The organism is Klebsiella sp. GG_Kp146 (assembly GCF_040061975.1).
Taxonomy (GTDB): Bacteria; Pseudomonadota; Gammaproteobacteria; order Enterobacterales; family Enterobacteriaceae; genus Klebsiella; species Klebsiella quasipneumoniae.
Genome location: NZ_JBEAHA010000039.1, coordinates 67,477 through 88,523, shown reverse-complemented (window position 1 = coordinate 88,523; position 21,047 = coordinate 67,477). Strand labels below are relative to the sequence as shown.

Here is a 21,047-nt window from a genome sequence, read left to right as displayed (position 1 = left end):
GGCTATGAAATCTGTTTTTCGTCTACTTCCTTTTCTCTTTTTGCTGGCGCTGAGCGGCTATCTTCCCGGCGCGCGGGCTGAAAACTGCCGCGCGAATATCGGCCAGACCACCGTCAATATTCCCAATATCAAGTATTTGCCCACGCTGCCGGTCAATACCCAGATGACCAGCGCGATGGCGGATAACGGCAGCGGGATCCCCTTTTCCTGCGACCTGCAGCTGCCGACGGCGAGCGCCAAACGCATTGTCTACAAACAACTGAAAACCGGCGGCTCGCCTGTGGTGATTAACGGACAGCACGTCTACCCCAGCGCCATCGACGGCATCGGCTACTCGCTTAGCTTCCAGTGCGCCGGCGGCCCGATGCGCGCTATCGACGGCAGCCACTCCGCTGGCGGCGAGTCGGTGGTGGTCTGCGACAGCACGATGCTCCCGGCGCTCATGACGCAGCAGCAGACGACGGTCAGGATCGCGGTAACCTTCTATAAGACCGGTACGGTACAGCTGGCTGACGGGACGCATACCAACTCGCCGCCGCTGCCGCAGGTGGGGGAGGTGACCATTGAACAGCAGGCCAACGGGAACGCCGGCTTTGTCGCCAGCGAGCCGGTCAGCATTGATATCGCCGCCCTGAACGTGGACATTGGCAGCAGCGGCAGCTGCCAGGTGGCGACCTCAACGATCCAGGTCAGTCTGGGCACGGTAAATCGGGCGGAGTTTCACGGTAAAGGGAGCACCGGCGGCCAGGCGAAGCGCTTTTCGATCCCGGTGTTCTGTCCGACGCCGACCGATGTGCGCATCGGCTTTTTCGGCGTCAGCGTGGAGAGTGATACCCTGGCGCTAAGCAAGGCCAGCAACAGCGCCAGCGGCGTCGGCGTGAAGCTGACCTACGGCAATAACCCCGGCGCGGCAGTGTCCGATGGCACCAGCGTTAAAATCAATGAGGCCAGCAACTTGCCGATCCTGAAAAGGGTAACCGGCAGTAACGCCGGCACGGCTGAGGCCATTAATTTTAACGCCCAGTATGTGCAAACTGACGCCACGGTGACGGCGGGCACAGCCGACAGCATGGTGACCTTCGCCCTCGAGTATAACTAGCGTGGGGCCGGAGCATAGGCCGCCTGAAGGGGGATCGCCACCACCGCGCCGTCATCGTCGATATAGTTCAGCTTGTACAGGCGAGCGCTGTCGGTCGTTGACACGGTATAGCTGCTGTACGGCCGGAGCATCACGTTTCTCATTGGCGAAATGTGGCCTTTATTATCGATCAGCGCCCCGTTGACCAGGGTGATATGCAGTGGGCCTGAGTTAGTCAAGCGCAGGTTATTGCCGCTCTGCTGCCACTGCAGCTTTTGCACCTCTCTGGCGAGGGTGGTGGCGATGGCAGGAGGACGATAAAACAGCTTCAGGCGGGTGCGGACGATAAACTGCAGCGTATGGTTACCGTCTGACGGCGGCGGATTCTCCTGAATATTGACCCAGTACAGGCTTTCCCGATCGGCGGGGAGCCCGCCGCCGTGATAGATAAAGCGCAGCTGGGCGCTTTGCTGGGGGGATAAATAGACCAGCGGCGGGGTCGCCACCATCGGCAGGTCGACGCGCGACCTGTTGAGCCCGGCGTCCAGCCAGATCTGCACTTTATAAGTTGTGCGGCTGCGGTTATGAATGTTCAGGGTGGCGGCTTTGTCTTTTCCTGAGTAGACCACCCGCGTGGCATCGATGGAGATCCCGGCGCAGGCCTGAAAGGTCATGACGCTAAACAGAACAGCCAGCTGTATTTTCATCTTCGCTCCCTTTGCGTCTCATCCCTGACCGGGAAGCTATTCTTGCATAATGGTGAACCGGGCCGTTGCGTTGCCGTCGCCGGGGAGTACGTGGGCTTTATCCCAGGTATAATAGAAGGCTTTCAGCCTGAAGGTGCCGGAGCCGCCGTCCACCGGGATCTCGATGCGGGGATCGTGCTGCGGATCGAGGTGTGCATCAAGGCCGAGCGGCGTCCCCGTACGGTCGGTGAGCAGAATACCCACGCTACCGGCCGGCTTACCGCTATCGTTGAGGGCCAGCACATGATTTTCAGGCGTGGCGGTGGGAGAGGGGCCATCCACCACAATGTAGTAGGTGCCTTTCTCGCAATCTTTGACGCGAATATCGACGCCGACCGCTGGCCCGGTACCCGACTGGCTATTTTTCAGTCTCGACAGCGGAATATTGCCCATGCTGATGTCGATGGCTCCGTTATTGCCCGCCCCTTCGAGTTTGCAGGCGCCGTTCACGACCCTGCCGATGAAATTTAGCGTACCGTCTGCCGCGTAAACCGGGCTGACGGCCAGTCCGACGAAGAGCATCGCCAGACCCAGCATGGTTATTTTCATGTTCATTCCTCCTGTCGTGCCGGTAAACCTGGCGCCAGGGTCATTATTTTACGGGTCAGATACGGCACAAAATGATTTTAATCGGGCATGTTTTTTATTAATTCATTTATTTGGCAAATATATTGTCGTCTGGAATTAATATATGCTTGTTATTTATTACCTGCGTTTTCCGGGATAGTACTGTGGAGGAATGCTGGAGTAAATAAGACGGTAGTTATCGGTGTCTGAACGCGAAATATCGTGCATTTAAATAAATTATTCATTAATTCAATTAGTTACTTCTCTCTTGCTGCTGTTTTTTGTGCTTAATTCGGCACGATGTCAGTCTGGAAAATACGATCGCTGGCGTAAAGCTACGCCCGGCGGATGAGAAATCATTCACCGGGCGATAGCCCTGTTTCGTTGTCAGATTTGCGATCGGCAACCCGATCGTCGGGTTGTATGTCCCGATGTTTAAAAATAGGATGAATTCCCTGTTACGCGCTGCGGATGGTGTTGACTGAGAAGCGGCCGGCCACCCCGGCGCGAAAACCCGATAACAATAAGGATGGCGAGATGAAACTGACGGTGGGGCTGGCGCTGACGCTGGCGATAATGACCTGTGGCGCCCAGGCGCGCGATATGCAAACCATTGAGCGCAGCGGTGAACTGAAGGTCGGCGTGCCGGGCGACTACGCCCCGCTGGCGTTTCGCAATGCCGCCGGCGAGCTGCAGGGCTATGACGTGGACATGGCCCGCGATCTCGGGCGCACGCTGGGGCTGAAGGTGAGCTTCGTCTACACCAGCTGGCCGGCGCTCGCCGCCGATCTGCAGGCGGACAAGTTTGATATTGCGATGGGCGGCGTGACGCAGACCCCGGCGCGGGCGAAGGACTTCGCCCTCAGCCACCCGGTGGTGGCGAACGGTAAAATCGCCTTAGCCAACTGTCAGGCCGCCCCCCGGCTTGGATCGCTGGCGAAGATAGACCGTCCGGAGGTGAAGGTGGTCGTCAACCCTGGCGGCACCAACCAGAGCTTTGTCGATGAGCATATTAAGCAGGCGCAGATCATTCGCGTGAAGAACAACGTCGATAACCTGGAGGCGCTGCGGCAGAAAACGGCCGATATGATGGTGACCGATCTGATCGAAGGCGACTATTACCAGAGCAAAGAGCCCGGCGTGTTCTGCGTCGCCAACGAGACACCGTTCGCCGGCACCGCCAGCGACAAGGTGTATATGATGAGTAAAGATAATCCGGCGCTGCTGGAGAAAGTGAACCAGTGGCTGGATAGCCAGGATAAAGAGGTTCTCAAACGGAAGTGGAAAATTCGCGGTTAAGCGCTGAGGCACCCACCGCCGACGGGCGCGTCCGGCGGTGGTTGTCGGCCGCGGTCAGCGCTGCGGCGACAGCGTCTGTCGCGCCAGGTCGCGGAAGTAGCAGGCGTAGCCGAGGGTGGCGGTCAGGCACAGCATATAGCCAAACGACTCGCTGCCTTCCTCCACCGTATTTTTCACCACCCGTGCGTAGTTCTCATCCAGCACGGCGTACCACAGGCCGTGCATACCGAACAGCTGCGAGAAGACCAGAATCGCCAGCAGGCCGCTGATCATCATCCCGTAATACGGGGTGCGGGTATAATCCGCCAGCTGCGACAGGGTCTGGCGCAAATGGCGCAGCGGCATCAGCAGGGACCCTGCGGTAGCCAGCAGGGCAAACCACACCCAGCTGCCATGGGAGAGTAAATCAAACAGGCCATCCAGTTCGCGGATCAGCATGGCGAGGAAGAAGCCGCCGATGAGGATATTGCTATAGCGCAGGTGGGCATATTTGCGCGCCAGCAGAAGATGAACCAGCACGATGACGGCCAGCACGCTCTCCTGAACCACTTCGGTGAGCGACACCTCCGGGATGTCGTTGCCAAATACCCGAATATCCACCCACAGGCAGAGTACCGCGATGGCGGCCGCGACCGCCGCGCCGAGAAAGAAAAGCAAGCTTCGTAACAGAGACATTAACACCACAACTTATTTTTAAAACAAATATCATAAGTTTTGGGAATACATGTTCCTGTTCACTTTGTGCGACTTTGCGGCTGTTTTTTAACGTTTTGCGCTTTTTAGCGCCGGGAAAGACGACAGGGGAGGGGGACTCCCCTGAATGAGAGGACGTCAGAGAATATCATCCACCACGCCGCCGTCAACGCGCAGCGCGGCGCCGGAGGTGGCCGACGCCTGCGGCGAGCAGACGTAAACCACCATATTGGCGACCTCTTCCACCGAGGCCGCCCGCTGGATCACCGAACTCGGACGATGGGTCATGACAAACGCTTTCGCCAGTTCCTCCAGCGACTGGCCGGTTTTCGCCACTTCGTCTTTCAGCATTTCGGCAAAGCCGTCGGAAATCGTCGGCCCCGGCAGCACGCTGTTAACGGTCACTCCGCTGCCGGCGACATATTTCGCCAGGCCGCGGGCCAGCGACAGCTGGGCGGTCTTGGTGACGCCATAGTGGATCATGTCCGCCGGGATATTGCGCGCCGATTCCGAGGAGATAAACACCACCCGCCCCCAGCCTTTACTGACCATCGCCGGCAGCAGCCCTCGCGACAGGCGCACGCCGGACATGACGTTGGTCTGCCAGTAGTTTTCCCAGGTCGCGTCATCGGTGGCGTAAAAATCCTGCGGGCCGTAGATCCCGGCGTTATTGACCAGAATATCGACGCCGGTCACGGCCTGCAGCAGCTGTGCCGCGCCGTCAGCGCCGCTGAGGTCGGCGACGGCGGGGCGCGCTTTCGCCCCCGGCACCTCATTTTGCAAGCGGGCGATCGCGGCGTTCACACTCTGCTCGCTGCGCCCGTTAAGGATGATCTCTGCGCCGCTCTCCGCCAGGCCTTTGGCGATAGCAAAGCCAATACCCGCCGTGGAGGCGGTGACCAGCGCGACTTTCCCCGATAAATCAATCTTCATGTTCCTGCCTTCTGGTTGTGGATCTCCCATTAAGCGTAGCAGCGGCGGTATCGGTGAGGATCAGTAACCGGCGTGCTTATTGACCAGGTTTTTGAGCTGCAGCCCGCGACGCTGGCGCTGAATGTTCTCCAGCAGCTGGCGGGCGATCACCTCGGCGGGGGCCGCAGAGGCCATATGCGGGGTGATCACCACCTGCGGATGGCGCCACAGCGGATCGTCCGCCGGCAATGGCTCCTGCGGGAAGACGTCGAGCACCGCTCCGGCGAGCTGGCCGCTCTCCAGCGCCGCCAGCACATCCTCATTGACCATATGCTCTCCACGCCCGCAGTTGATTAACACCGCCCCGGCGGGAAGCCGGCTGAAGAGCGGCGCGGCGAGAATACCCCGGGTCTGCGCGGTGAGCGGCAGGAGGTTAATCAGCCCGTCAAGCGACCCGAGGAAGCTGTCGAGCGCCTCCTCGCCGCGGTAGCAGGTGACGCCAGCCAGCTGCTTCTCACTGCGCGACCAGCCGGAGACCCGATAGCCAAGACGGGCCAGCTGGTCGGCGATATAGCCGCCAATTTCGCCGAGGCCCATAATGCCGATATGGAAGTCGGCGGCGGCGCGCTGGGGATAGAGCTTCCAGGTTTGGGTCCGCTGGTGGGCCAGCGCCCGGTCAAAATAACGCTGGAACCACAGCACGCCCCACAGGGCATATTCGAACATGCCGTGACGAAAGTCCTCATCGATCACCCGGCACAGCGGGATATCGCTGGCGAACAGCGCGGGCGGCAGATGATCGACCCCGGCGGACGCGGCCTGGATCAGCTTCAGCCCCGGCGAGCGGGTCAACAGCTGCGGGCTAGGGAACCAGCAGCTGGCGTACTGCGCGTCCCGCGCCGCCTGGTGATGGGGCAGGAGCGCGGTGACGTCGGGAAACTGCTGCAGGGCGGCGCAGATATCGCGGGCGAAATCCGCGTCGTTACAATCCACCACGATAGTGATATCGGACATAGGCGTTAGTCTTTGTAAGAAGTATCGAGACGGTCAAGACGGCGCAACCACGCCTGCCAGACCTGTTGACGTTCATGCTCCACGCCCATCAGCTGCTCGCAGGCGTGCTGGCTGAGGTGCGGGGCGATGGTGTGGATCGGGCTGAGTGCCGCCAGCTGGGCGGCGGCCATCTGGATCTCGCAGGCACGATTGAGGTAGAACATGATGTAAAAGGCGTCAGCCACGGTACGGCCCACCGACAGCAGGCCGTGGCTCTGCAGGATCATGGCGATATTATTCCCCAGCGAGCGCTGAATGCGCGCCCGTTCGTCGAGGTCAAAGGCCACCCCTTCATAGGGGTGGTAGCCGACGCGCTGGTAAAACTCAGTGCTGATCTGGTTGAGCTGCAGCAGGCCGTCCTCGCAGGCGGCCACCGCCATCCCCGGCAGGGTGTGGGTGTGGATCACGCAGTGGGCGTCTTCCCGGGCCATATGCACCGCGCTGTGGATGGTGAAGCCCGCCGAGTTAGCCGGCGCCTCGCCCTCTACGACCTTGCCCTGCATATCCACCACGATCAGATTGCTGGCGGTGACCTCATCAAACATCATGCCGAAGGGATTAATTAAAAAGCGCGGCTCGCCGTCGCCGGGCAGGCGCACGGAGAAGTGGGTGTAGAGGGTATCCTCCCAGCCGAACAGCGCCGCCAGACGGTAGGCGGCGGCCAGCTGCTGGCGCAGGTGTTGCTCAGTTGCCATTTAGTGCACTCCCATAAATTCACGGATTCGTTGCAGAGAAGGGGCCTCCAGCGGGCTGCGGATCACCTGCGGGGCGATGTCGGCCTGCACCACGCCGTTCTCCATCAGCACCACGCGGTCGGAAATCGACAGGGCGAAGTCCATCTCGTGGGTGACAATCAGCATGGTCATACCTTCGCGGGCCAGCGACTGAATAACCTTCAGCACCTCGCCCACCAGCTCGGGATCCAGCGCCGAGGTCGGTTCGTCAAACAGCATGATGTCCGGCTTCAGCGCCAGCGCCCGGGCGATCGCCACGCGCTGCTGCTGGCCGCCGGAGAGCTGTCCGGGGTACTTGTGGGCATGGGCCAGCAGACCGACGCGGTCGAGCAGCGCCAGGGCCTGCTCGCGGGCGACCGGCTGATCCAGCAGCTGGTGGTAGCGCGGGGCCAGCATCACGTTGTCGAGCACCGTGCGGTGGGGGAACAGGTTGAAGCTCTGGAAGACCATGCCGATGCGCCGCACCCCGGCGCGCATCTGGCGCTTATCGACGATGGCTCCGCCTTTCAGATAGTCCTCGCCGTAGAGAATGATCTCCCCGCCATCAATGCTTTCGAGGGCGTTGATGGTGCGGATCAGGGTTGTTTTGCCGGAGCCGGACGGGCCGATGATGCTGATCACCTCCCCGTTATCTACCTGCAGGTCGATGCCTTTCAGCACCTCATGCTGGCTCCAGGATTTGCGGATGTCCCGCAGATCCAGCGCCGGCGGCGCGCCGTTGACGGCCGGGGTGGTGATCGCTTCCGTCATCGCCGGCAGGCTCTGGCGCAGCGCCTGGCATTCCGCCTCGCTGAGCGTTTGCGGACGCTTGCGCTGAATATCGAGGCTATTCTCCAGCGCCCGGAACAGCCAGGTGAAGACGGTAACCACCATGACGTAGTACACCGCCACCGCCAGCAGCGTCTCCATCACGAGGAAATTTTGCGCATACAAGCGCTGGCCGGTGAGCAGCAGCTCGGGTAAGGAGACCACCGATAAAATCGAGCTCAGCTTAATGATGGTAATGTATTCATTGATCAGCGTCGGCAACGAGATGCGAAACGCCTGAGGAATAACAATCAGCCGCTGGATGCCGATAAAGCTGAAGCTCAGCGCATGGCCCGCCTCGCTTTGCCCTTTGGCCACCGACAACAGCCCGCCGCGGTGGATCTCCGCCATATAGGCCGCTTCGGTGACAGTCATCGACACCAGCCCGGCGATAAACGGCACCCCGAGCAGCGGCTGGGTCACCGGAAACAGCTGCGGCAGGTTGTAGACAAACACCAGCAGCACCATCAGCGGCACGCTGCGGAAAAACCAGATATAGAGTTCGACGGGGATCTTGATCCAGCGCGGCGCCGAGAGCTTCGCGCAGGCTAGCAGAAAACCGACCACCAGGCCGATCCCCCAGGACAAGGTGCTGATCACGATAACCGTCACGCACGCCTGCCAGAATGCCCCAATGCTAAATAATGAAAAAAAGTATCCCCAATCGAACGCCATACTGACTCCTGTTGCGCAGTGCTTATTGTCTTAATCGATGCTTTCTAAGTTGTATTTTTTGATCAGCGCGGCATATTTGCCGTTGGCTTTGAGCGTGGCGAGGGTGGCCTTGATCGCCTCCGCCAGCTCGGTGTTGCCTTTGGCGACATAGATCCCCAGCGGCAGCGGGTAGACGAGGCGCGTCGAGCTTATCCCCAGGCGACCGCGGCTCTTATCGACGATAATCTGCGCCGCCGGGGCTATCTCAAGCTGGGCGTCGATGTTCTTCGACAGCAGCGCCTGGGAGGCTTCCGGCGCCGTCGGGAACTCCTGAATAGTGATGGCCGGTTTGCTGTTTTTCAGGCACCACTCATCGGAGTGTTTTTTCAGGCTGGTCACCCAGGTGGTGCCTGCCTGCAGGCCGACCTTCACGCCGCACAGCTCATCTTCGGTTTTCGGCTGCACCGCGCCGCCCTTCAGGGCAATGATCGACGCGCCGGAGAGGGCGTAAGGGATGGCGTCGGCCTGCTTCTGGCGCTCCGGCGTCACGTACATCCCGGAGATCACCGCATCATATTTCTTGCCGATGCCGAGGATCAGACTGGTGAACTTGGTGTCGATCAGCTGCGGTTTGGCCTGCAGATGCTCGGCAATCAGCGTCGCGAACTCCGGGTCGAGACCGACGATATTGTTATTGCTGTCATAGGACTCAAACGGCGGGTAGGTGACCTCCATCCCCACCTTAAAGACGCCCTCGGTCAGCAGTTCCGCCGCCTGGGTGACAGAGGAGAAACAGGCGCTGACGGCGAGGGTAAGCGCGACGCGGCGCGAGATTTTTTTCAGGGTGCTAGTCATCATGGATCCTCACGGGTGGTTAGGGTTTTTTTTGCTGTGCCTGTTTTTTCAGATGGCCAAAGGTATGGGTGCCGCGCGCGCGCGCCGGCAGCTGGAGCTCGCCGCGATTGACCTTCTCGCGCAGATAGCGATAGGTTTGCAGCGCCTGGCTCCACATATGCTCGCCGATGCTCAGCTCCTGATATTCGCTGGCTTCGCCGGCGGCGAGAAAGGTCGGCAGCGGGCGGATCAGCGTGTGGTAATCGCAGGCGAAAAACAGCGGGAAGGAGTACCGTTCCTGCGGCACTTTGCGCACCCGGTGGGCTGTAGCAACAAATGTGCCAGCGCTGAGCACTTCCAGCATGTCGCCGATATTGATCACGAACGCCTCTTCTCCGGCGGCGTTCGTGACGGGAGGCGCGTCGATCCACACGCTTTCTTCATTGAGGACTTCAAGCCCGGGCTGGTCGGCGAGCAGCAGGGTGAAGCACTCATAGTCGGTGTGTGCACCAATTCCGGGAACATCTTCGACGCTGGCGTCGAACGGGTAATGGATGAGCCGCAGCTTGGCCGGCGGGCAGGTCACCATCGGTTTGAAATACCCTTCCGGCAGACCGAGCGCGAGGGCGAAAGCGTCGAACAGGCGGTGGCCGAGGGCGAAGACCGCGTCGTAGTAGGCCAGCACCCGCGCGCGGAAATCCGGCAGGTCGGGCCACTCGTTGGCGCCGATCAGCGGCGTACCGGCGAGCACCAGCGGATGGTCGTCCGCCGCCTGGAAGCCAATATCGAAGGCCTCTTTATGGTCCGGCTTGCCGGCGCCGTAGATCTCTTCTCCTTCCGGGACGTAGCCCTTATGGCTTTTGGAGCGGCCGATGTAATAGTTCATCTTCTCCGCCATCGGCAGAGCGAAGATCTGCTTCGCCGCCTCGCGGACGCCGGCGATCAGCGCCGGGTCGATGCCGTGGCCGGTGATGTAGAAAAAGCCCACCTCGCGCGCCGCGCGGCCGATGGCGTCGGCCACCGCCTGGCGCCTGGCGAGATCGTCGCCGGCCAGATCGCGGATATCGATGGTCGGGAGTTCAGTAAAAGCGTGCTTCACGGCGGTCATGGCTGCGGTTCCTGTTCAGTGAGCGTTAAAAACTGCTGAAAGTGGGCCTGCTGGCGCGCGGCCATCCAGGCGTTGAGCGACCAGAGGTCGGCCACCGGAACGTTGGTGAACGGCAGATGGTGCAGATAGCCGTCGGCGCCAAACTCCGGCGTCAGGGTGGTCTGCGGGTAGCCGCGCCGGCGCTGCGAATGCCAGATTTGCTCCCAGAAGCGCTCGGCAAAGGACAGCGCCGGCTGATACTCCGGCGCCGCCGGGTGCGGCACCTGCGGCCCCTGGTCGTAGCCCACCCGGGCCTGCACGTGATGCACGCGGTCGATAAAGGCGCTGAAGTCATCGCAGGGGTCATCCAGCAGGCGCTCGCTGACCACCACCCAGTGGCTGATGTCGGCGGTTAAGCGCAGCTGGGGGAGCTGCTGAATGATCTCCAGGGTGAGCCACGGGCTGTACAGCGAGGTGGCGCGATGGGTTTCAAAGCTGCAGGTCAACCCAAACCCGGCGGCCAGCTCGTGCGCCTTGCCGAGAAAATCGACCTGCTGCGCCAGCGGCCAGCGATCGTTGCCCGCCAGCAGATTGACAAAGCGCGGGTTGAGGCCGCTGGCCTCGGCGAAGCGGATCCGCAGGCGCGCCAGATGCTGCTCCGGCGTTTCATGCTGAGCGGGGAGCACCCCGCCGCCGCTGAAGAGAATGGCGATATACTCCAGCCCCGACGCCTGCAGGCGGTCGGCGAGCTGCCGCCGCTCCTCCGCGGTTAACGGGACGCGGGCTTCGATACCGCAGCAGCCGACGCGCTGCAGTTCATCCAGCGTTTGCGGCCAGGGGGTCGTCACTCCCCAGAGGGTGCGAAAGCATTTCAGCTCCATGGCGGCTTCCTCAGGCGTACTTCACGCCGGGCAGGACGCAGAGAATCTCGTACAGCAGGTTGGCCGCCAGCTGGGAGGTATTACCGCTCACGTCATAGGGGGGCGAGACTTCAACCAGATCGGCGCCAATCAGGTTCAGGCCGCGGCAGCCGCGGACGATCTCCAGCGCCTGAATGGAGGTCAGGCCGCCGACCTCCGGCGTCCCGGTTCCCGGGGCCCAGATAGGATCGAGGCTGTCGATATCAAAGCTGAGATACACCGGCCCGTCGCCCATCTGCTGGCGGACTTCGGCCATCAGCGGCGCCAGCGAGGTATGCCAGCACTGCTCCGCCTGCACCAGGCGAAAGCCCTGGTCGACGCCCCACTGGAAGTCCCCGGCGGCATAGCCCTGGGCGCGCTGGCCAATCTGCACCACCCGCTTGAGGTCGAGTAGTCCCTCCTCAACGGCGCGGCGGAAGGTGGTGCCGTGGGCGATTTTCTCACCGAACATCTCATCATTGGTGTCGGTATGGGCGTCGACGTGGATGAGCCCCACCGGCCCATGTTTTTTGGTCAGCGCCCGCAGGATGGGCAGGGTAATGGTGTGGTCCCCGCCGAGGGTGAGGGGGATCAGCGGATAACTATTCAAACCGGTGTAGTAATCTTCAATAATTTGCACCGATTTGAGCAAACTGTAGGTATTGATCGGCACATCGCCGATGTCGGCTACCGACATCGAGTCGAACGGCGCGGCGCCGGTCGCCATATTGTACGGACGGATCATCACCGATTCGGCGCGAATATAGCGCGGTCCGTAGCGCGTGCCTGAGCGCTGCGAGGTGCCGATATCCAGCGGAATGCCGACAAATGCCGCATCAAGTCCCTGTAAATCTTCGATAAACGGCAGGCGCATCATCGTGGCGCGGCCGGCGAAGCGTGGCATCTCATTGCCACCCTGCGGTTGGTGAAAGAGGTTATCCATGTCTGCTCCTGAATCTGACGGATGAAACGTAACAGGAGAGATAGTGCGCAACCCGCGCTGGACTTTACATCGTCTGGCGTAAATACTCAGTTCATTTATTGGTGAACTAAATACGATGCATCACGACGCCAGCCTCAATATTCGTCAGCTGCAGGTTTTCGAGGCGGTGGCCCGCCTGGAGAGCTACAGCCGGGCCCAGCAGGAGCTGGGCATTTCGGTCTCCGCCATCAGCAATGCGATGTCGCAACTGGAGGGGCAGCTCGGCTTCACCCTCTGTCAGCGTGGGCGCGGCGGCTTTTCCTTAACGGAAAAAGGACAGCAGTTTTTACAGCAGGCGATCCGCGTGCTGAGCGAACTCAATGAGCTGGAGCGGCAGTCGGCCCTGCTCAAAGGGGAGCACAGCGGCACCCTGTGCATTTCGACGCTCGACTCCATCGAGACCGAAACGGCGCTCTCGCTGCCGGTGGTCTTGCGCAGCTTCAGCGACAAATTTCCCCATGTGCATATCAAACTGATTATTCGCACCCCGGCGGAGCAACTGAACGGGGTGCTGAACAACCATATCGACCTGGCCATCGGCAGCTACAACTCGCAGGTGCATAACATCATCAGCGAGCCGCTGTATCGCGAGCAGCACTGGCTCTATTGCAGCGATCTGCACCCGATGTTCTTCAGCCGCCAGCTCGATAAAGAGCAGATCAGCCAGTGTCCGCTGGTGACCCGCAGCTACTGGAACACCAGCGATCTCCGCCGCCGGGGCTTCAGCAAAGGCAGCGCCACCGTTGAGACCGTCGACGCCCAGCTGCTGCTGATTCTTTCGGGGAAATATATTGGCTATCTGCCGGAGCATTACGCCTGGCCGTGGATCAAAGAGAACCGCCTGCGGGTGCTGTTGCCCAACGAGTTTGGCTTTCAGTCGCCGTTCTCGGCCATCTGTAAGCGCGGGCGCAGTAATGAACCCTATCTGAAAGCGTTCCGCGATCTGCTGAAGAAAAACACGGTGGCGCGGCCGAAGTGGAATTATTAAGCGGGGCGGACGCTTCCCTCCGCCGTGGTGGCGGGGTTCGCGCTCAGCGCGCGGTCCGGCGGGGGTGTTTTCCTGTTCAAAAAACGAACGGTGGCCGGTAGCCCGCTTGTGCTGGGGCTGCCGGGCAACTGCCTCCAGGTTATCCACAGGGTTAGGGGCCGCTGATGTGGACAGGTCGCCGGGCGGTGGGCGGGTTAGCGATTCGCTTTGATGGTTTTTTCCGCGATCGAGAGGGTGGAGAGTTTATGCAGGCAGATCAGCGCCAGACAAACCCCACAGGCGAACAGATAACTTGCCATACTCAATTTTTGCAGACGCGATAAATGATTAATCCGCTCAATCACCGCCGGGCTGGCGAGGCCTTCATACAGGAAAGGCAGAGCCGTTAAGAAGCCGCCAATAAAATAGAGCGCCAGACTGATGACTTCGACGCATTTGCGATAGAGCCAGAAGCGATAGCCCCGCTTTTTCCATTTGAATATCCGCTTTTCATTATTGACGGAAATTAAATGCTGGCACTTGCTGTAATTATCAATATCGCTGACCGGATTTTTGCATTTCAACAGTATTTTTCGTTGTTCCATGGTCAGGTTTTTATCTTTGGTCAGCGCGGCGATACCATATTCGTACGCTATCCGTTGCAGATCGGGGTCGTCGCTGTTTTTATGCAGCGCCGTGGCGAACTCACTGATATTTTTGCGCGAGGTGAATATTTTATCTTTAGGGAATACCCAGCCAGAACGCACGGCAAAAATTTGAATAATCAGCGGGATAATAGCGATAGCATATTTTAAGATCTCAGTCGGAATAATATTCATCTCCGTATTTTCCTTATCCATGATAAAGGCGGGCTGAAATATACCTTAGCCATCATGATGGAGGGGTGTCAAATATCACGAGGCACGCCGGTATATTTTCCATGGCGAAAGGTGAGCGTCTGGTGAAAGAGGGGAGAGGGCGGTCGTGTCGACTAATGAACAAGAGAATACTCCGCCGGCCTGGCCGGCGGAGGGGGCGTCGTTTATATCGGTCTCGCCGTCAGGGTCATCATATCGCCGATCGCCCGCTGACGGTCAAAATGGCGATCGCGGTGGATCTCGCTCTCGCCCACCTGCAGCGAGGCGGCCCAGATCTGCTGACAGCGCGGCCGGCGGCGGGCGTCAAAATGCGCCAGCGCGGCTGCGACGCTGTCGGTCTGCTGCAGCGCTTCGCGCAGCACGATGGCATCCTCAATTGCCATGCCCGCCCCCTGACCGAGATGCGGGGTGGTAGCGTGAACCGCGTCGCCCACCAGTACGACTCGTCCCTGATACCAGGGATCGTCGACGAACAGCTCCTCCAGCGGCTTATAGACGACCTCGTCGTTGTTAACGATATGCTCCCGCAGGCTCCCCGGTAACCCCGCGCCGGGCGGCAGACGGCGGCGCATCTCCGCCGCCAGCTGGTCGCGGGCGTAGCGGGGGTTATCCGCTTCGTGGGAGGTGATAAACAGATACATCAGATCTTCCCCCAGCGGCACCAGCCCGCAGTTGCAGCTCTCGCCCATAAAGCACATCAGATGGTCCACCTCCGGCGGACGCGGAAAGTTGTAGCGCCAAACGCCCTGACCGGTAAAGCGGGGACGATAGCGCTCGCCATACAGCATGCCGCGCACCCGGGAGTAGATCCCATCGGCGCCAACCAGCAGATCGTAGCGCCCCTCGCCGCCGCGGCTGAAGCTCACCTCCACGGCATCGTCAACCTGACGGATGGCGTCAATGCTCTCGCCAGTGGTCAGTCGGACCCCCAGCTCCCGGGCGGTGGAACAGAGGACGTTGTGCAGGGCCAGGCGGGAGATGCCGACGTTGGCCGGGAACTGTTCACCCGCCAGCCGCTGGCCGGGAAAGCTGGCCAGCTGGTGGCCGCTCAGGGTGTGCACTGAGACGCTGTCAAACGGCCAGGCGGCGTCCAGATAGCGTTCCAGCACCCCAAGCCGCTGCATTTCCCGCACGACATTGTTCTGCTGAATGATACCGACGCCGTAGACCCGCCACTGCGGCTGGATCTCCACCACGTCGACGGCGACGCCGGCCTGGCGGAGGGCGATGGCGGTGCACAGACCGCCGATGCCGCCGCCAACGATTAATACGTTATTGATGTTCATCGTAGCTGTTTTCTCCAGGGTACAGAGTAGAGGACGTTAACCAGGCCAGCGGCGCGCTGACTAATCGCGATAAAGAATGATCGCTATCGCAAAAAACGATATCGCCGTGGAAATTGAAAACAAAAAGTTGCAGAAAAGTTAAATTAAGCCACAGGATAAGCACGCCATTTCTCGCCGGGGGACCCATGCGTTACCAACATCTTGATCTGAACTTACTGGTGGCACTGGATGTGTTACTCGATGAACAGAACATCACCCGCGCCGCGGGCCGGTTGCATATGACCCAGTCTGCCACCAGCGGGGTGCTCAACCGGCTACGCACCTACTTTGAGGACGATCTGCTCACCCAGGTGGGCAGAAAGATGCGGCCCACGCCGCTGGCGGAAGAGCTGCGGGAGCCGGTCCGCGACGTGCTGATGAAAATTCAGACCTCCATTGCCCGCCGGCCGGTGGATGAGCCGGCAACCAGCAAGCGCCATTTCCGCATTATGGCCTCGGATTACGTTATCAACGTGATGCTGAAGGATGCGCTGCAGGCGGTACACCTGCAGGCGCCGAATATGACCTTTGAGTTTTTCTCGCCGGACGCCCAGTCCACCGGCATGCTCAACCGCGGCGAGCTGGATATCATCGTGGCGCCGGAGCGTTTTATGGCCGCCGACCATCCCGCCGAAGCGCTGTTTGACGAAGAGTTTGTCTGCCTGGCCTGGGCGGACAATCCCCACACCGGCGAGGCGCTGACCCTTGAAGCCTGGCAACAGCTGGGGCACGTGTCGGTGGTCTTTGGCCGCGAGCGGCAGCCGGGGCTGGAGGGCAATCTGTTTGCCGAGTCGGGGCTGAGCCGCCGTATCGAGGTGGTGACCCACAGCTACCACTGCGTTCCGCAGCTGCTGATCGGCACCTCGCGGATCGCCACGCTGCACCGGCGGCTGGCGGAGCAGTACGCGGCGATGCTGCCGCTGCGTCTTTTCCCGGTCCCGGTGACGCTGCCGGTCATGCGCGAATTTATTGGCTGGCACCGCTCGCTGGATAACGATCCTATCTTCGGCTGGCTGAAAGCGAAAATCGTCGCCAGCGCACGCTAACCCACTGGTATTGCTCCCGTCGATACCTGACATCCTGAGACATGATTGGTCGCCCGCAGGTGCTTTATGTGACAGTGCCTGCGCTACAGCGATTGCGACTGAATGTTGAAGGATGACCCTATGTTTCGCTATTTCCCTAAAAACTATGTCTGGAACCTGTCGGTGGATCTCTCCATCGAGATGGGCGCCCGCATCGGTGAGATCGAAGAGATGTGCGCGCCGCTATTGGCCGCGTCCGAGCATCCCGACGCCGAAGGCACCCGCGCGTTCCGGGAAACCTGGTCCCGCATGGCCGATAAATTATGCGCGCTGGCCGGCGAAGATGAGGCGCGGGGACGGCGGCTGTCGGCAGGAGAGAAATATCTTCGGGCGGCCAACTATTACCTGACCTGCGAGCGCCTGCAGGCGCATGGCGCGCCGGACCGCGATGCGCTGTACCGCCGCTTTCTCGATGTCTTTGCCGCCGGGCTGCACCATACCCATGCCAACTGTCAGCGGGTGACTATCCCCTACGAGGGCAAAACCCTGTCGGCGCTTTACGTCCGCGCCGAAGGGACGACCGGCCGCGTGCCGCTGCTGGTGCAGGTCAACGGTCTCGACTCCACCAAAGAGATGAAATATCTGGTGGGGCTGCCGCAGTGGCTGGCGCGGCGCGGGGTCTCCTCGCTGGTGGTCGACCAGCCGGGAACCGGCGAAGCCCTGCGTCTTCACGGCATGCAGGCCCGCTATGACAGCGAGCACTGGGCCAGCCGGATCGTTGACTGGCTGGAACAGCACCCGGAGGTGGATGCCGGGCGCATCGGCATGGAAGGGGTCTCGCTGGGCGGCTATTACTGCCCGCGGGCGGTGGCGTTTGAGCCGCGCTTCGCCTGCGGCGTGGTGTGGGGCGCCAATCACGACTGGCGGGAGGTACAGCAGCGCCGCCGCGAACGCGAAGGCGATTTTCCGGTACCGCACTACTGGCAGCATGTGCGCTGGGTGTGGGGGGGTGAGGATATCGACGCTTTTATGCGCATCGCGGAGAACGTCCATCTCGACGGCATTCTCGACCGCATACGGGTGCCTTTCCTCGTCACCCATGGTGAAAAGGACTCGCAGATCCCGGTGAAATGGGCGCAGCGCACCTACGACCAGCTGGTGAACAGTCCACGCCGCGAGCTGAAAATTTTTACTGACCGCGAGGGCGGTGTGCAGCACTCCAGCTTCGACAACTCGATTAACGCCGGGCACTACATCGCTGACTGGGTGGCGGAAGCCCTCGGCGGCCGGGTGGCCTGAACACGCATAAGGAACAACCGCGATGAATATTCTTGGTCCGGATTATCTGGTATTTGGCGTCGATGACCTGGCGGGCTGCCGACAGTTTCTTCTCGACTACGGTTTACGCGAGCAGGAGAACGGTTTCTTTAGCGCGCTGGATGGCACCGGGGTGCTGCTGCGGGAGCGTGACGATCCGTCGCTGCCCGCGGCGCTGCCCAGCGGCAGCCAGCTGCGGGAAACCGTCTATGGCGTGGCGGATAGCGCCACCCTTGAGGCGATCGCCGAGACGCTGCGCCGCGATCGCGAGGTGAAGCTCGGCGCCGACGGCGTGCTGCGCTGCGTCGATGATGCCGGCTTTGCCCTCGGGTTTCGCGTCAGCCAGCGCCAGCCGCTGCAGCGGGAAGGGGAGAAAATCAACGCCCCGGGGGATCGCGCCGGGCGGCCGGTCAACCAGACCGGGGCCAGCGCTGACATGGCGGCAGAGCCGCGCTCGCTCTCCCATGTGGTCTATTTTGTGCCGGACGCCGCGCGCGCGGAAGCCTTCTATCAACGGCTGGGCTTTGTCTGTACCGATCGCTTCACCCACGTCGGCCCCTTCCTGCGGCCCGCCGGCACCCAGGATCACCATACCCTGTTTCTGATCCAGGCCCCGCCGTTTATGACCGGTATTGAACACTTTACCTTTCATCTCGGCGGCCCCACCGAGCTGATGATGGCCGGCAGCCGCTTTCAACAGAAGGGGTATCAGACCTTCTGGGGGCCGGGGCGCCATCAGCTGGGATCGAACTGGTTCTGGTACTTCAACAGCCCGCTCGGGTGTCACATCGAATACGACGCCGATATGGATCAGCACGATGACCACTGGCAGCCGCGCGAAGCGCTGCCGGGAGCCGATAACTCGCAATATTTCCTGCTGGGGTATCGAGAGAAGTGGGCCCCCGGTCCGGATAACGCCCGCTGATGGTTCGCCTGTGCCGTGCCGACAGTCTGGCCGAGGGCCAGGCGCGGGGATTTGACCCTACGGGCAGCGGGCAGGCGACGGTGATTGTCTGCCGCTATCAGGGAACGCTCTATCTGTGGCGTAACCGCTGTCCACATCTGGATACCCCGATGAACTGGCGGCAGGATGCTTTTTTTAACGCCCGTGGCGACCGGCTGGTCTGCTTCGCCCACGGGGCGATTTTTATGCCGGACAGCGGCCTCTGCGTGCAGGGCGCCTGCGCTGGCCAACGTCTGAGTCCGCTGGCTGGCGAGGTGGACGCCGACGGCTGGCTCTGTCTGCTGGAGGAGGCAGGTCATGAAACTGGCAACACGAGATAACGGTGAACGCGACGGCTGCCTGGTGGTGGTCTCGGGCGATTTGACGCTGATGGCCGATGCGGCGGATATCGCTCCGACGCTTCAGCAGGCGCTGGAGCAGGCCGCGCGGGTCTGGCCTGCGCTGCAGGCGCGCTATCAGGCGCTCAATGCGCGCCGCTACCCGGCGGCGCAGCCCTATGATCCCCGGCGCCTGCTGGCGCCGCTGCCCCGCGCCTGGCAGTGGCTGGACGGTTCGGCCTTCCTCAGCCATGGCGAGCGCATGCAGCGGGCCTTTCATCTGCCGCCGATTGCCGGCGCCGACCAGACGCCGCTGATGTATCAGGGCAGCGGGGACGACTTTCTTGCCCCCCACGCCGGGATAGTCTGCCGCCGGGTCGAGGACGATCTCGACTTTGAGGGCGAGTTCGCGGTGGTGGTGGACGAGGTACCCCAGGGGTGCTCGCCGCGGCAGGCGCTGAGCTGTATCCGCCTGATCGTCTTGCTCAACGATATCAGTCTGCGGGCGCTGGCGCCGCGCGAGATGCAGACCGGGTTTGGTTTTATTCACGCCAAACCCGCCTCGGCCTTTGCGCCGGTGGCCCTTACCCCGGATGAACTGGGAGAGGCCTGGCAGCACGGGCGGGCGGCGCTGACGCTGCAGGTGACCCGCAATGGCGAGCCGTTTGGCTGCCAGTCGGGCAGCGAGATGCATTTCCATTTTGGCGAACTGATTGCCCATGCGGCGCAGACCCGCCGCCTGCGCGCCGGGACGGTGGTGGGTTCCGGTACGGTGTCCGGGCCGGACGCCAGCCGCGGCGCCAGCTGTATCGCCGAGGTGCGGGCCATAGAGATGCTGGCCTTCGGCGAGCCGCGCACGCCGTTTTTGTCCCCGGGGGAGCGGGTGACGATGGAAGCCCACGCCCCCGATGGCCGGCCGCTGTTTGGCGTGCTGGATCAACACGTTGTGATGTTAACGGAGTAAACCATGATCAATCTTTTACAGGGGCGTCGGCTGATCGACCTCTCCGTCACCCTGGACAACAATCCCTGGACCGACCCGCCGCCGCTGCTGCCGAACATTGAGTATCAGGATCATCAGCAGGGATGGCCGGAAATGGCGGCGATGTTTCCGGGACTGGAAAAAGCGCAGATGCCGGGAGAGGAGGCCTGGGCCTCGGAGCGCCTGACCGTGACGCCGCACAATGGCACCCATATGGATGCTCCCTGGCACTATAGCTCAACCACCAACGGCGGCGAACCGGCGTTTGGCATCGATGAGCTGCCGCTGGAGTGGTGCCTGCGCCCCGGCGTCCGGCTCGATTTTCGCCATGTCGCCGACGGGTCGATCCTGCAGCCGGAGGATCTGCAGCGCGAGCTGGCGCGGATCGATTATCGCCTGTCGCCGCTGGATATTGTGTTAATCAATACCGCCGCCGGCGCCCGCTACGGCCAGCCGGATTATCTGCAGCGCGGCTGCGGCATTGGCCGGGCGGCAACGCTGTGGCTGCTGGAGCAGGGGGTACGGGTGGTCGGCACCGACGCCTGGAGCTGGGATGCGCCCTTCCACTTTACCCGCGAACGCTTTCAGGCCAGCGGCGACGCCGGGCTGATCTGGGAAGGACATAAAGCCGGCAGGGAGATCGCCTATGGGCAAATGGAGAAGTTGAGCAATCTGGAGCAGCTTCCCGACCACGGCTTCTGGGTGAGCTGTTTTCCCTACAAGATCCGCCGCGGCTCGGCCGGTTTTATCCGCGCGGTGGCGATTGTCGACGCCTGAGGGAGTCGATGGTTATGTTAATTTAATGTGAATGCATTGTATTAATTGTGATAGCAATCGCAGTCCATGCCACCTGCATCCGGTAGGGTAGAACGGTATGTGTGCTGAGTTCGCTGCGGCGTGTTCAGCCAGGATACCGGGGCGACAGAG

Annotated in this window: 21 protein-coding genes and 1 pseudogene; 9 read left to right on the top strand and 13 right to left on the bottom strand. The window is 61.3% G+C overall.

Features of this window, described 5'->3' with window-relative positions:
• Nucleotides 1–4: 4 nt before the first annotated feature.
• On the top strand, nt 5–1,099 hold the full coding sequence (locus ABLU95_RS22700; RefSeq protein WP_348880422.1) for a fimbrial protein: 1,095 nt from the start codon (nt 5–7) through the stop codon (nt 1,097–1,099).
• On the opposite strand, the gene ABLU95_RS22695 is transcribed toward ABLU95_RS22700, so the two are convergent.
• Both ABLU95_RS22695 and ABLU95_RS22690 read right to left on the bottom strand, forming a co-directional pair.
• The gene (locus ABLU95_RS22695) at nt 1,096–1,785 is read right to left on the bottom strand and encodes a molecular chaperone (protein ID WP_348880421.1); all 690 of its coding nucleotides are present in this window, start codon (nt 1,783–1,785) and stop codon (nt 1,096–1,098) included. The genes ABLU95_RS22700 and ABLU95_RS22695 overlap by 4 nt on opposite strands.
• A gap of 36 nt (nt 1,786–1,821) precedes the next feature.
• Nucleotides 1,822–2,373, bottom strand: coding sequence for a fimbrial protein (locus ABLU95_RS22690; RefSeq protein WP_348880420.1), 552 nt, complete (start codon nt 2,371–2,373; stop codon nt 1,822–1,824).
• Nucleotides 2,374–2,837: 464 nt separating this feature from the next.
• Here ABLU95_RS22690 and ABLU95_RS22685 point away from each other — a divergent pair.
• Nucleotides 2,838–3,690 (top strand): annotated as a pseudogene (locus ABLU95_RS22685) (transporter substrate-binding domain-containing protein).
• A gap of 54 nt (nt 3,691–3,744) precedes the next feature.
• Here ABLU95_RS22685 and ABLU95_RS22680 read toward each other — a convergent pair.
• The 9 genes from ABLU95_RS22680 to speB all read right to left on the bottom strand — a co-directional run bounded on the left by ABLU95_RS22680 (nt 3,745) and on the right by speB (nt 12,306).
• The gene (locus ABLU95_RS22680; protein WP_348880419.1) at nt 3,745–4,365 is read right to left on the bottom strand and encodes a transporter; all 621 of its coding nucleotides are present in this window, start codon (nt 4,363–4,365) and stop codon (nt 3,745–3,747) included.
• A 156-nt stretch (nt 4,366–4,521) separates the two neighbouring features.
• Nucleotides 4,522–5,316 carry an SDR family NAD(P)-dependent oxidoreductase gene (locus ABLU95_RS22675; RefSeq protein WP_048335058.1) on the bottom strand — a complete coding sequence of 265 codons (795 nt, stop codon included), beginning with the start codon at nt 5,314–5,316 and terminating at the stop codon, nt 4,522–4,524.
• A 60-nt stretch (nt 5,317–5,376) separates the two neighbouring features.
• Nucleotides 5,377–6,309, bottom strand: coding sequence for a glyoxylate/hydroxypyruvate reductase A (locus ABLU95_RS22670; protein WP_348880418.1), 933 nt, complete (start codon nt 6,307–6,309; stop codon nt 5,377–5,379).
• A 5-nt stretch (nt 6,310–6,314) separates the two neighbouring features.
• Entirely contained in the window at nt 6,315–7,043 is a 729-nt protein-coding gene (locus ABLU95_RS22665) for a class II aldolase/adducin family protein (protein ID WP_032453783.1), read from the bottom strand.
• Entirely contained in the window at nt 7,044–8,564 is a 1,521-nt protein-coding gene (locus ABLU95_RS22660) for an amino acid ABC transporter permease/ATP-binding protein (protein ID WP_348880417.1), read from the bottom strand.
• A gap of 30 nt (nt 8,565–8,594) precedes the next feature.
• Nucleotides 8,595–9,398 (bottom strand): ABC transporter substrate-binding protein, encoded by an 804-nt coding sequence (locus tag ABLU95_RS22655; protein WP_348875159.1) that lies wholly within the window; start codon nt 9,396–9,398, stop codon nt 8,595–8,597.
• 19 nt (nt 9,399–9,417) lie between these two features.
• Entirely contained in the window at nt 9,418–10,485 is a 1,068-nt protein-coding gene (locus tag ABLU95_RS22650) for a 2-oxoglutarate and iron-dependent oxygenase domain-containing protein (protein WP_023290725.1), read from the bottom strand.
• A complete protein-coding gene (locus ABLU95_RS22645) occupies nt 10,482–11,345 on the bottom strand; it encodes a TIM barrel protein (RefSeq protein ID WP_087775197.1) in 864 nt (287 codons plus the stop codon). The genes ABLU95_RS22650 and ABLU95_RS22645 overlap by 4 nt, the downstream gene beginning before the upstream one ends.
• Before the next feature lie 10 nt (nt 11,346–11,355).
• On the bottom strand, nt 11,356–12,306 hold the full coding sequence (speB, locus tag ABLU95_RS22640) for an agmatinase (RefSeq protein WP_348880416.1): 951 nt from the start codon (nt 12,304–12,306) through the stop codon (nt 11,356–11,358).
• Nucleotides 12,307–12,421: 115 nt separating this feature from the next.
• On the opposite strand from speB, the gene ABLU95_RS22635 reads away from it, so the two are divergent.
• Complete coding sequence (locus tag ABLU95_RS22635) at nt 12,422–13,333, top strand: LysR family transcriptional regulator (protein ID WP_002914199.1); 912 nt, start codon at nt 12,422–12,424, stop codon at nt 13,331–13,333.
• A 194-nt stretch (nt 13,334–13,527) separates the two neighbouring features.
• Here ABLU95_RS22635 and ABLU95_RS22630 read toward each other — a convergent pair whose 3' ends face one another.
• Entirely contained in the window at nt 13,528–14,151 is a 624-nt protein-coding gene (locus tag ABLU95_RS22630) for a hypothetical protein (protein ID WP_348880415.1), read from the bottom strand.
• 203 nt (nt 14,152–14,354) lie between these two features.
• Nucleotides 14,355–15,476 carry an FAD-dependent oxidoreductase gene (locus tag ABLU95_RS22625; protein WP_214184106.1) on the bottom strand — a complete coding sequence of 374 codons (1,122 nt, stop codon included), beginning with the start codon at nt 15,474–15,476 and terminating at the stop codon, nt 14,355–14,357.
• A 185-nt stretch (nt 15,477–15,661) separates the two neighbouring features.
• Here ABLU95_RS22625 and ABLU95_RS22620 point away from each other — a divergent pair, with 185 nt between their 5' ends.
• The 6 genes from ABLU95_RS22620 to ABLU95_RS22595 all read left to right on the top strand — a co-directional run bounded on the left by ABLU95_RS22620 (nt 15,662) and on the right by ABLU95_RS22595 (nt 20,897).
• Nucleotides 15,662–16,561 carry a LysR family transcriptional regulator gene (locus tag ABLU95_RS22620; protein ID WP_023290720.1) on the top strand — a complete coding sequence of 300 codons (900 nt, stop codon included), beginning with the start codon at nt 15,662–15,664 and terminating at the stop codon, nt 16,559–16,561.
• Between the two features lie 120 nt (nt 16,562–16,681).
• On the top strand, nt 16,682–17,839 hold the full coding sequence (locus ABLU95_RS22615; protein ID WP_102004640.1) for a prolyl oligopeptidase family serine peptidase: 1,158 nt from the start codon (nt 16,682–16,684) through the stop codon (nt 17,837–17,839).
• A 22-nt stretch (nt 17,840–17,861) separates the two neighbouring features.
• Nucleotides 17,862–18,782, top strand: a complete 921-nt coding sequence (locus ABLU95_RS22610; protein ID WP_044524437.1) for a VOC family protein — start codon at nt 17,862–17,864, stop codon at nt 18,780–18,782.
• A complete protein-coding gene (locus ABLU95_RS22605; protein WP_049115846.1) occupies nt 18,782–19,141 on the top strand; it encodes a Rieske (2Fe-2S) protein in 360 nt (119 codons plus the stop codon). The genes ABLU95_RS22610 and ABLU95_RS22605 overlap by 1 nt, the downstream gene beginning before the upstream one ends.
• Nucleotides 19,119–20,102, top strand: a complete 984-nt coding sequence (locus ABLU95_RS22600; protein WP_264980677.1) for a fumarylacetoacetate hydrolase family protein — start codon at nt 19,119–19,121, stop codon at nt 20,100–20,102. The genes ABLU95_RS22605 and ABLU95_RS22600 overlap by 23 nt, the downstream gene beginning before the upstream one ends.
• A 3-nt stretch (nt 20,103–20,105) precedes the next feature.
• Nucleotides 20,106–20,897 (top strand): cyclase family protein, encoded by a 792-nt coding sequence (locus ABLU95_RS22595; RefSeq protein ID WP_264980678.1) that lies wholly within the window; start codon nt 20,106–20,108, stop codon nt 20,895–20,897.
• Nucleotides 20,898–21,047 lie beyond the last annotated feature (150 nt).

Bases quoted from the DNA above. Each gene is read 5' to 3' on its own strand.
- ABLU95_RS22700 (WP_348880422.1), top strand. From the start codon at position 5: ATGAAATCTGTTTTTCGTCTACTTCCTTTTCTCTTTTTGCTGGCGCTG.
- ABLU95_RS22695 (WP_348880421.1), bottom strand. From the start codon at position 1,785: ATGAAAATACAGCTGGCTGTTCTGTTTAGCGTCATGACCTTTCAGGCC.
- ABLU95_RS22690 (WP_348880420.1), bottom strand. From the start codon at position 2,373: ATGAAAATAACCATGCTGGGTCTGGCGATGCTCTTCGTCGGACTGGCC.
- ABLU95_RS22680 (WP_348880419.1), bottom strand. From the start codon at position 4,365: ATGTCTCTGTTACGAAGCTTGCTTTTCTTTCTCGGCGCGGCGGTCGCG.
- ABLU95_RS22675 (WP_048335058.1), bottom strand. From the start codon at position 5,316: ATGAAGATTGATTTATCGGGGAAAGTCGCGCTGGTCACCGCCTCCACG.
- ABLU95_RS22670 (WP_348880418.1), bottom strand. From the start codon at position 6,309: ATGTCCGATATCACTATCGTGGTGGATTGTAACGACGCGGATTTCGCC.
- ABLU95_RS22665 (WP_032453783.1), bottom strand. From the start codon at position 7,043: ATGGCAACTGAGCAACACCTGCGCCAGCAGCTGGCCGCCGCCTACCGT.
- ABLU95_RS22660 (WP_348880417.1), bottom strand. From the start codon at position 8,564: ATGGCGTTCGATTGGGGATACTTTTTTTCATTATTTAGCATTGGGGCA.
- ABLU95_RS22655 (WP_348875159.1), bottom strand. From the start codon at position 9,398: ATGACTAGCACCCTGAAAAAAATCTCGCGCCGCGTCGCGCTTACCCTC.
- ABLU95_RS22650 (WP_023290725.1), bottom strand. From the start codon at position 10,485: ATGACCGCCGTGAAGCACGCTTTTACTGAACTCCCGACCATCGATATC.
- ABLU95_RS22645 (WP_087775197.1), bottom strand. From the start codon at position 11,345: ATGGAGCTGAAATGCTTTCGCACCCTCTGGGGAGTGACGACCCCCTGG.
- speB (WP_348880416.1), bottom strand. From the start codon at position 12,306: ATGGATAACCTCTTTCACCAACCGCAGGGTGGCAATGAGATGCCACGC.
- ABLU95_RS22635 (WP_002914199.1), top strand. From the start codon at position 12,422: ATGCATCACGACGCCAGCCTCAATATTCGTCAGCTGCAGGTTTTCGAG.
- ABLU95_RS22630 (WP_348880415.1), bottom strand. From the start codon at position 14,151: ATGAATATTATTCCGACTGAGATCTTAAAATATGCTATCGCTATTATC.
- ABLU95_RS22625 (WP_214184106.1), bottom strand. From the start codon at position 15,476: ATGAACATCAATAACGTATTAATCGTTGGCGGCGGCATCGGCGGTCTG.
- ABLU95_RS22620 (WP_023290720.1), top strand. From the start codon at position 15,662: ATGCGTTACCAACATCTTGATCTGAACTTACTGGTGGCACTGGATGTG.
- ABLU95_RS22615 (WP_102004640.1), top strand. From the start codon at position 16,682: ATGTTTCGCTATTTCCCTAAAAACTATGTCTGGAACCTGTCGGTGGAT.
- ABLU95_RS22610 (WP_044524437.1), top strand. From the start codon at position 17,862: ATGAATATTCTTGGTCCGGATTATCTGGTATTTGGCGTCGATGACCTG.
- ABLU95_RS22605 (WP_049115846.1), top strand. From the start codon at position 18,782: ATGGTTCGCCTGTGCCGTGCCGACAGTCTGGCCGAGGGCCAGGCGCGG.
- ABLU95_RS22600 (WP_264980677.1), top strand. From the start codon at position 19,119: ATGAAACTGGCAACACGAGATAACGGTGAACGCGACGGCTGCCTGGTG.
- ABLU95_RS22595 (WP_264980678.1), top strand. From the start codon at position 20,106: ATGATCAATCTTTTACAGGGGCGTCGGCTGATCGACCTCTCCGTCACC.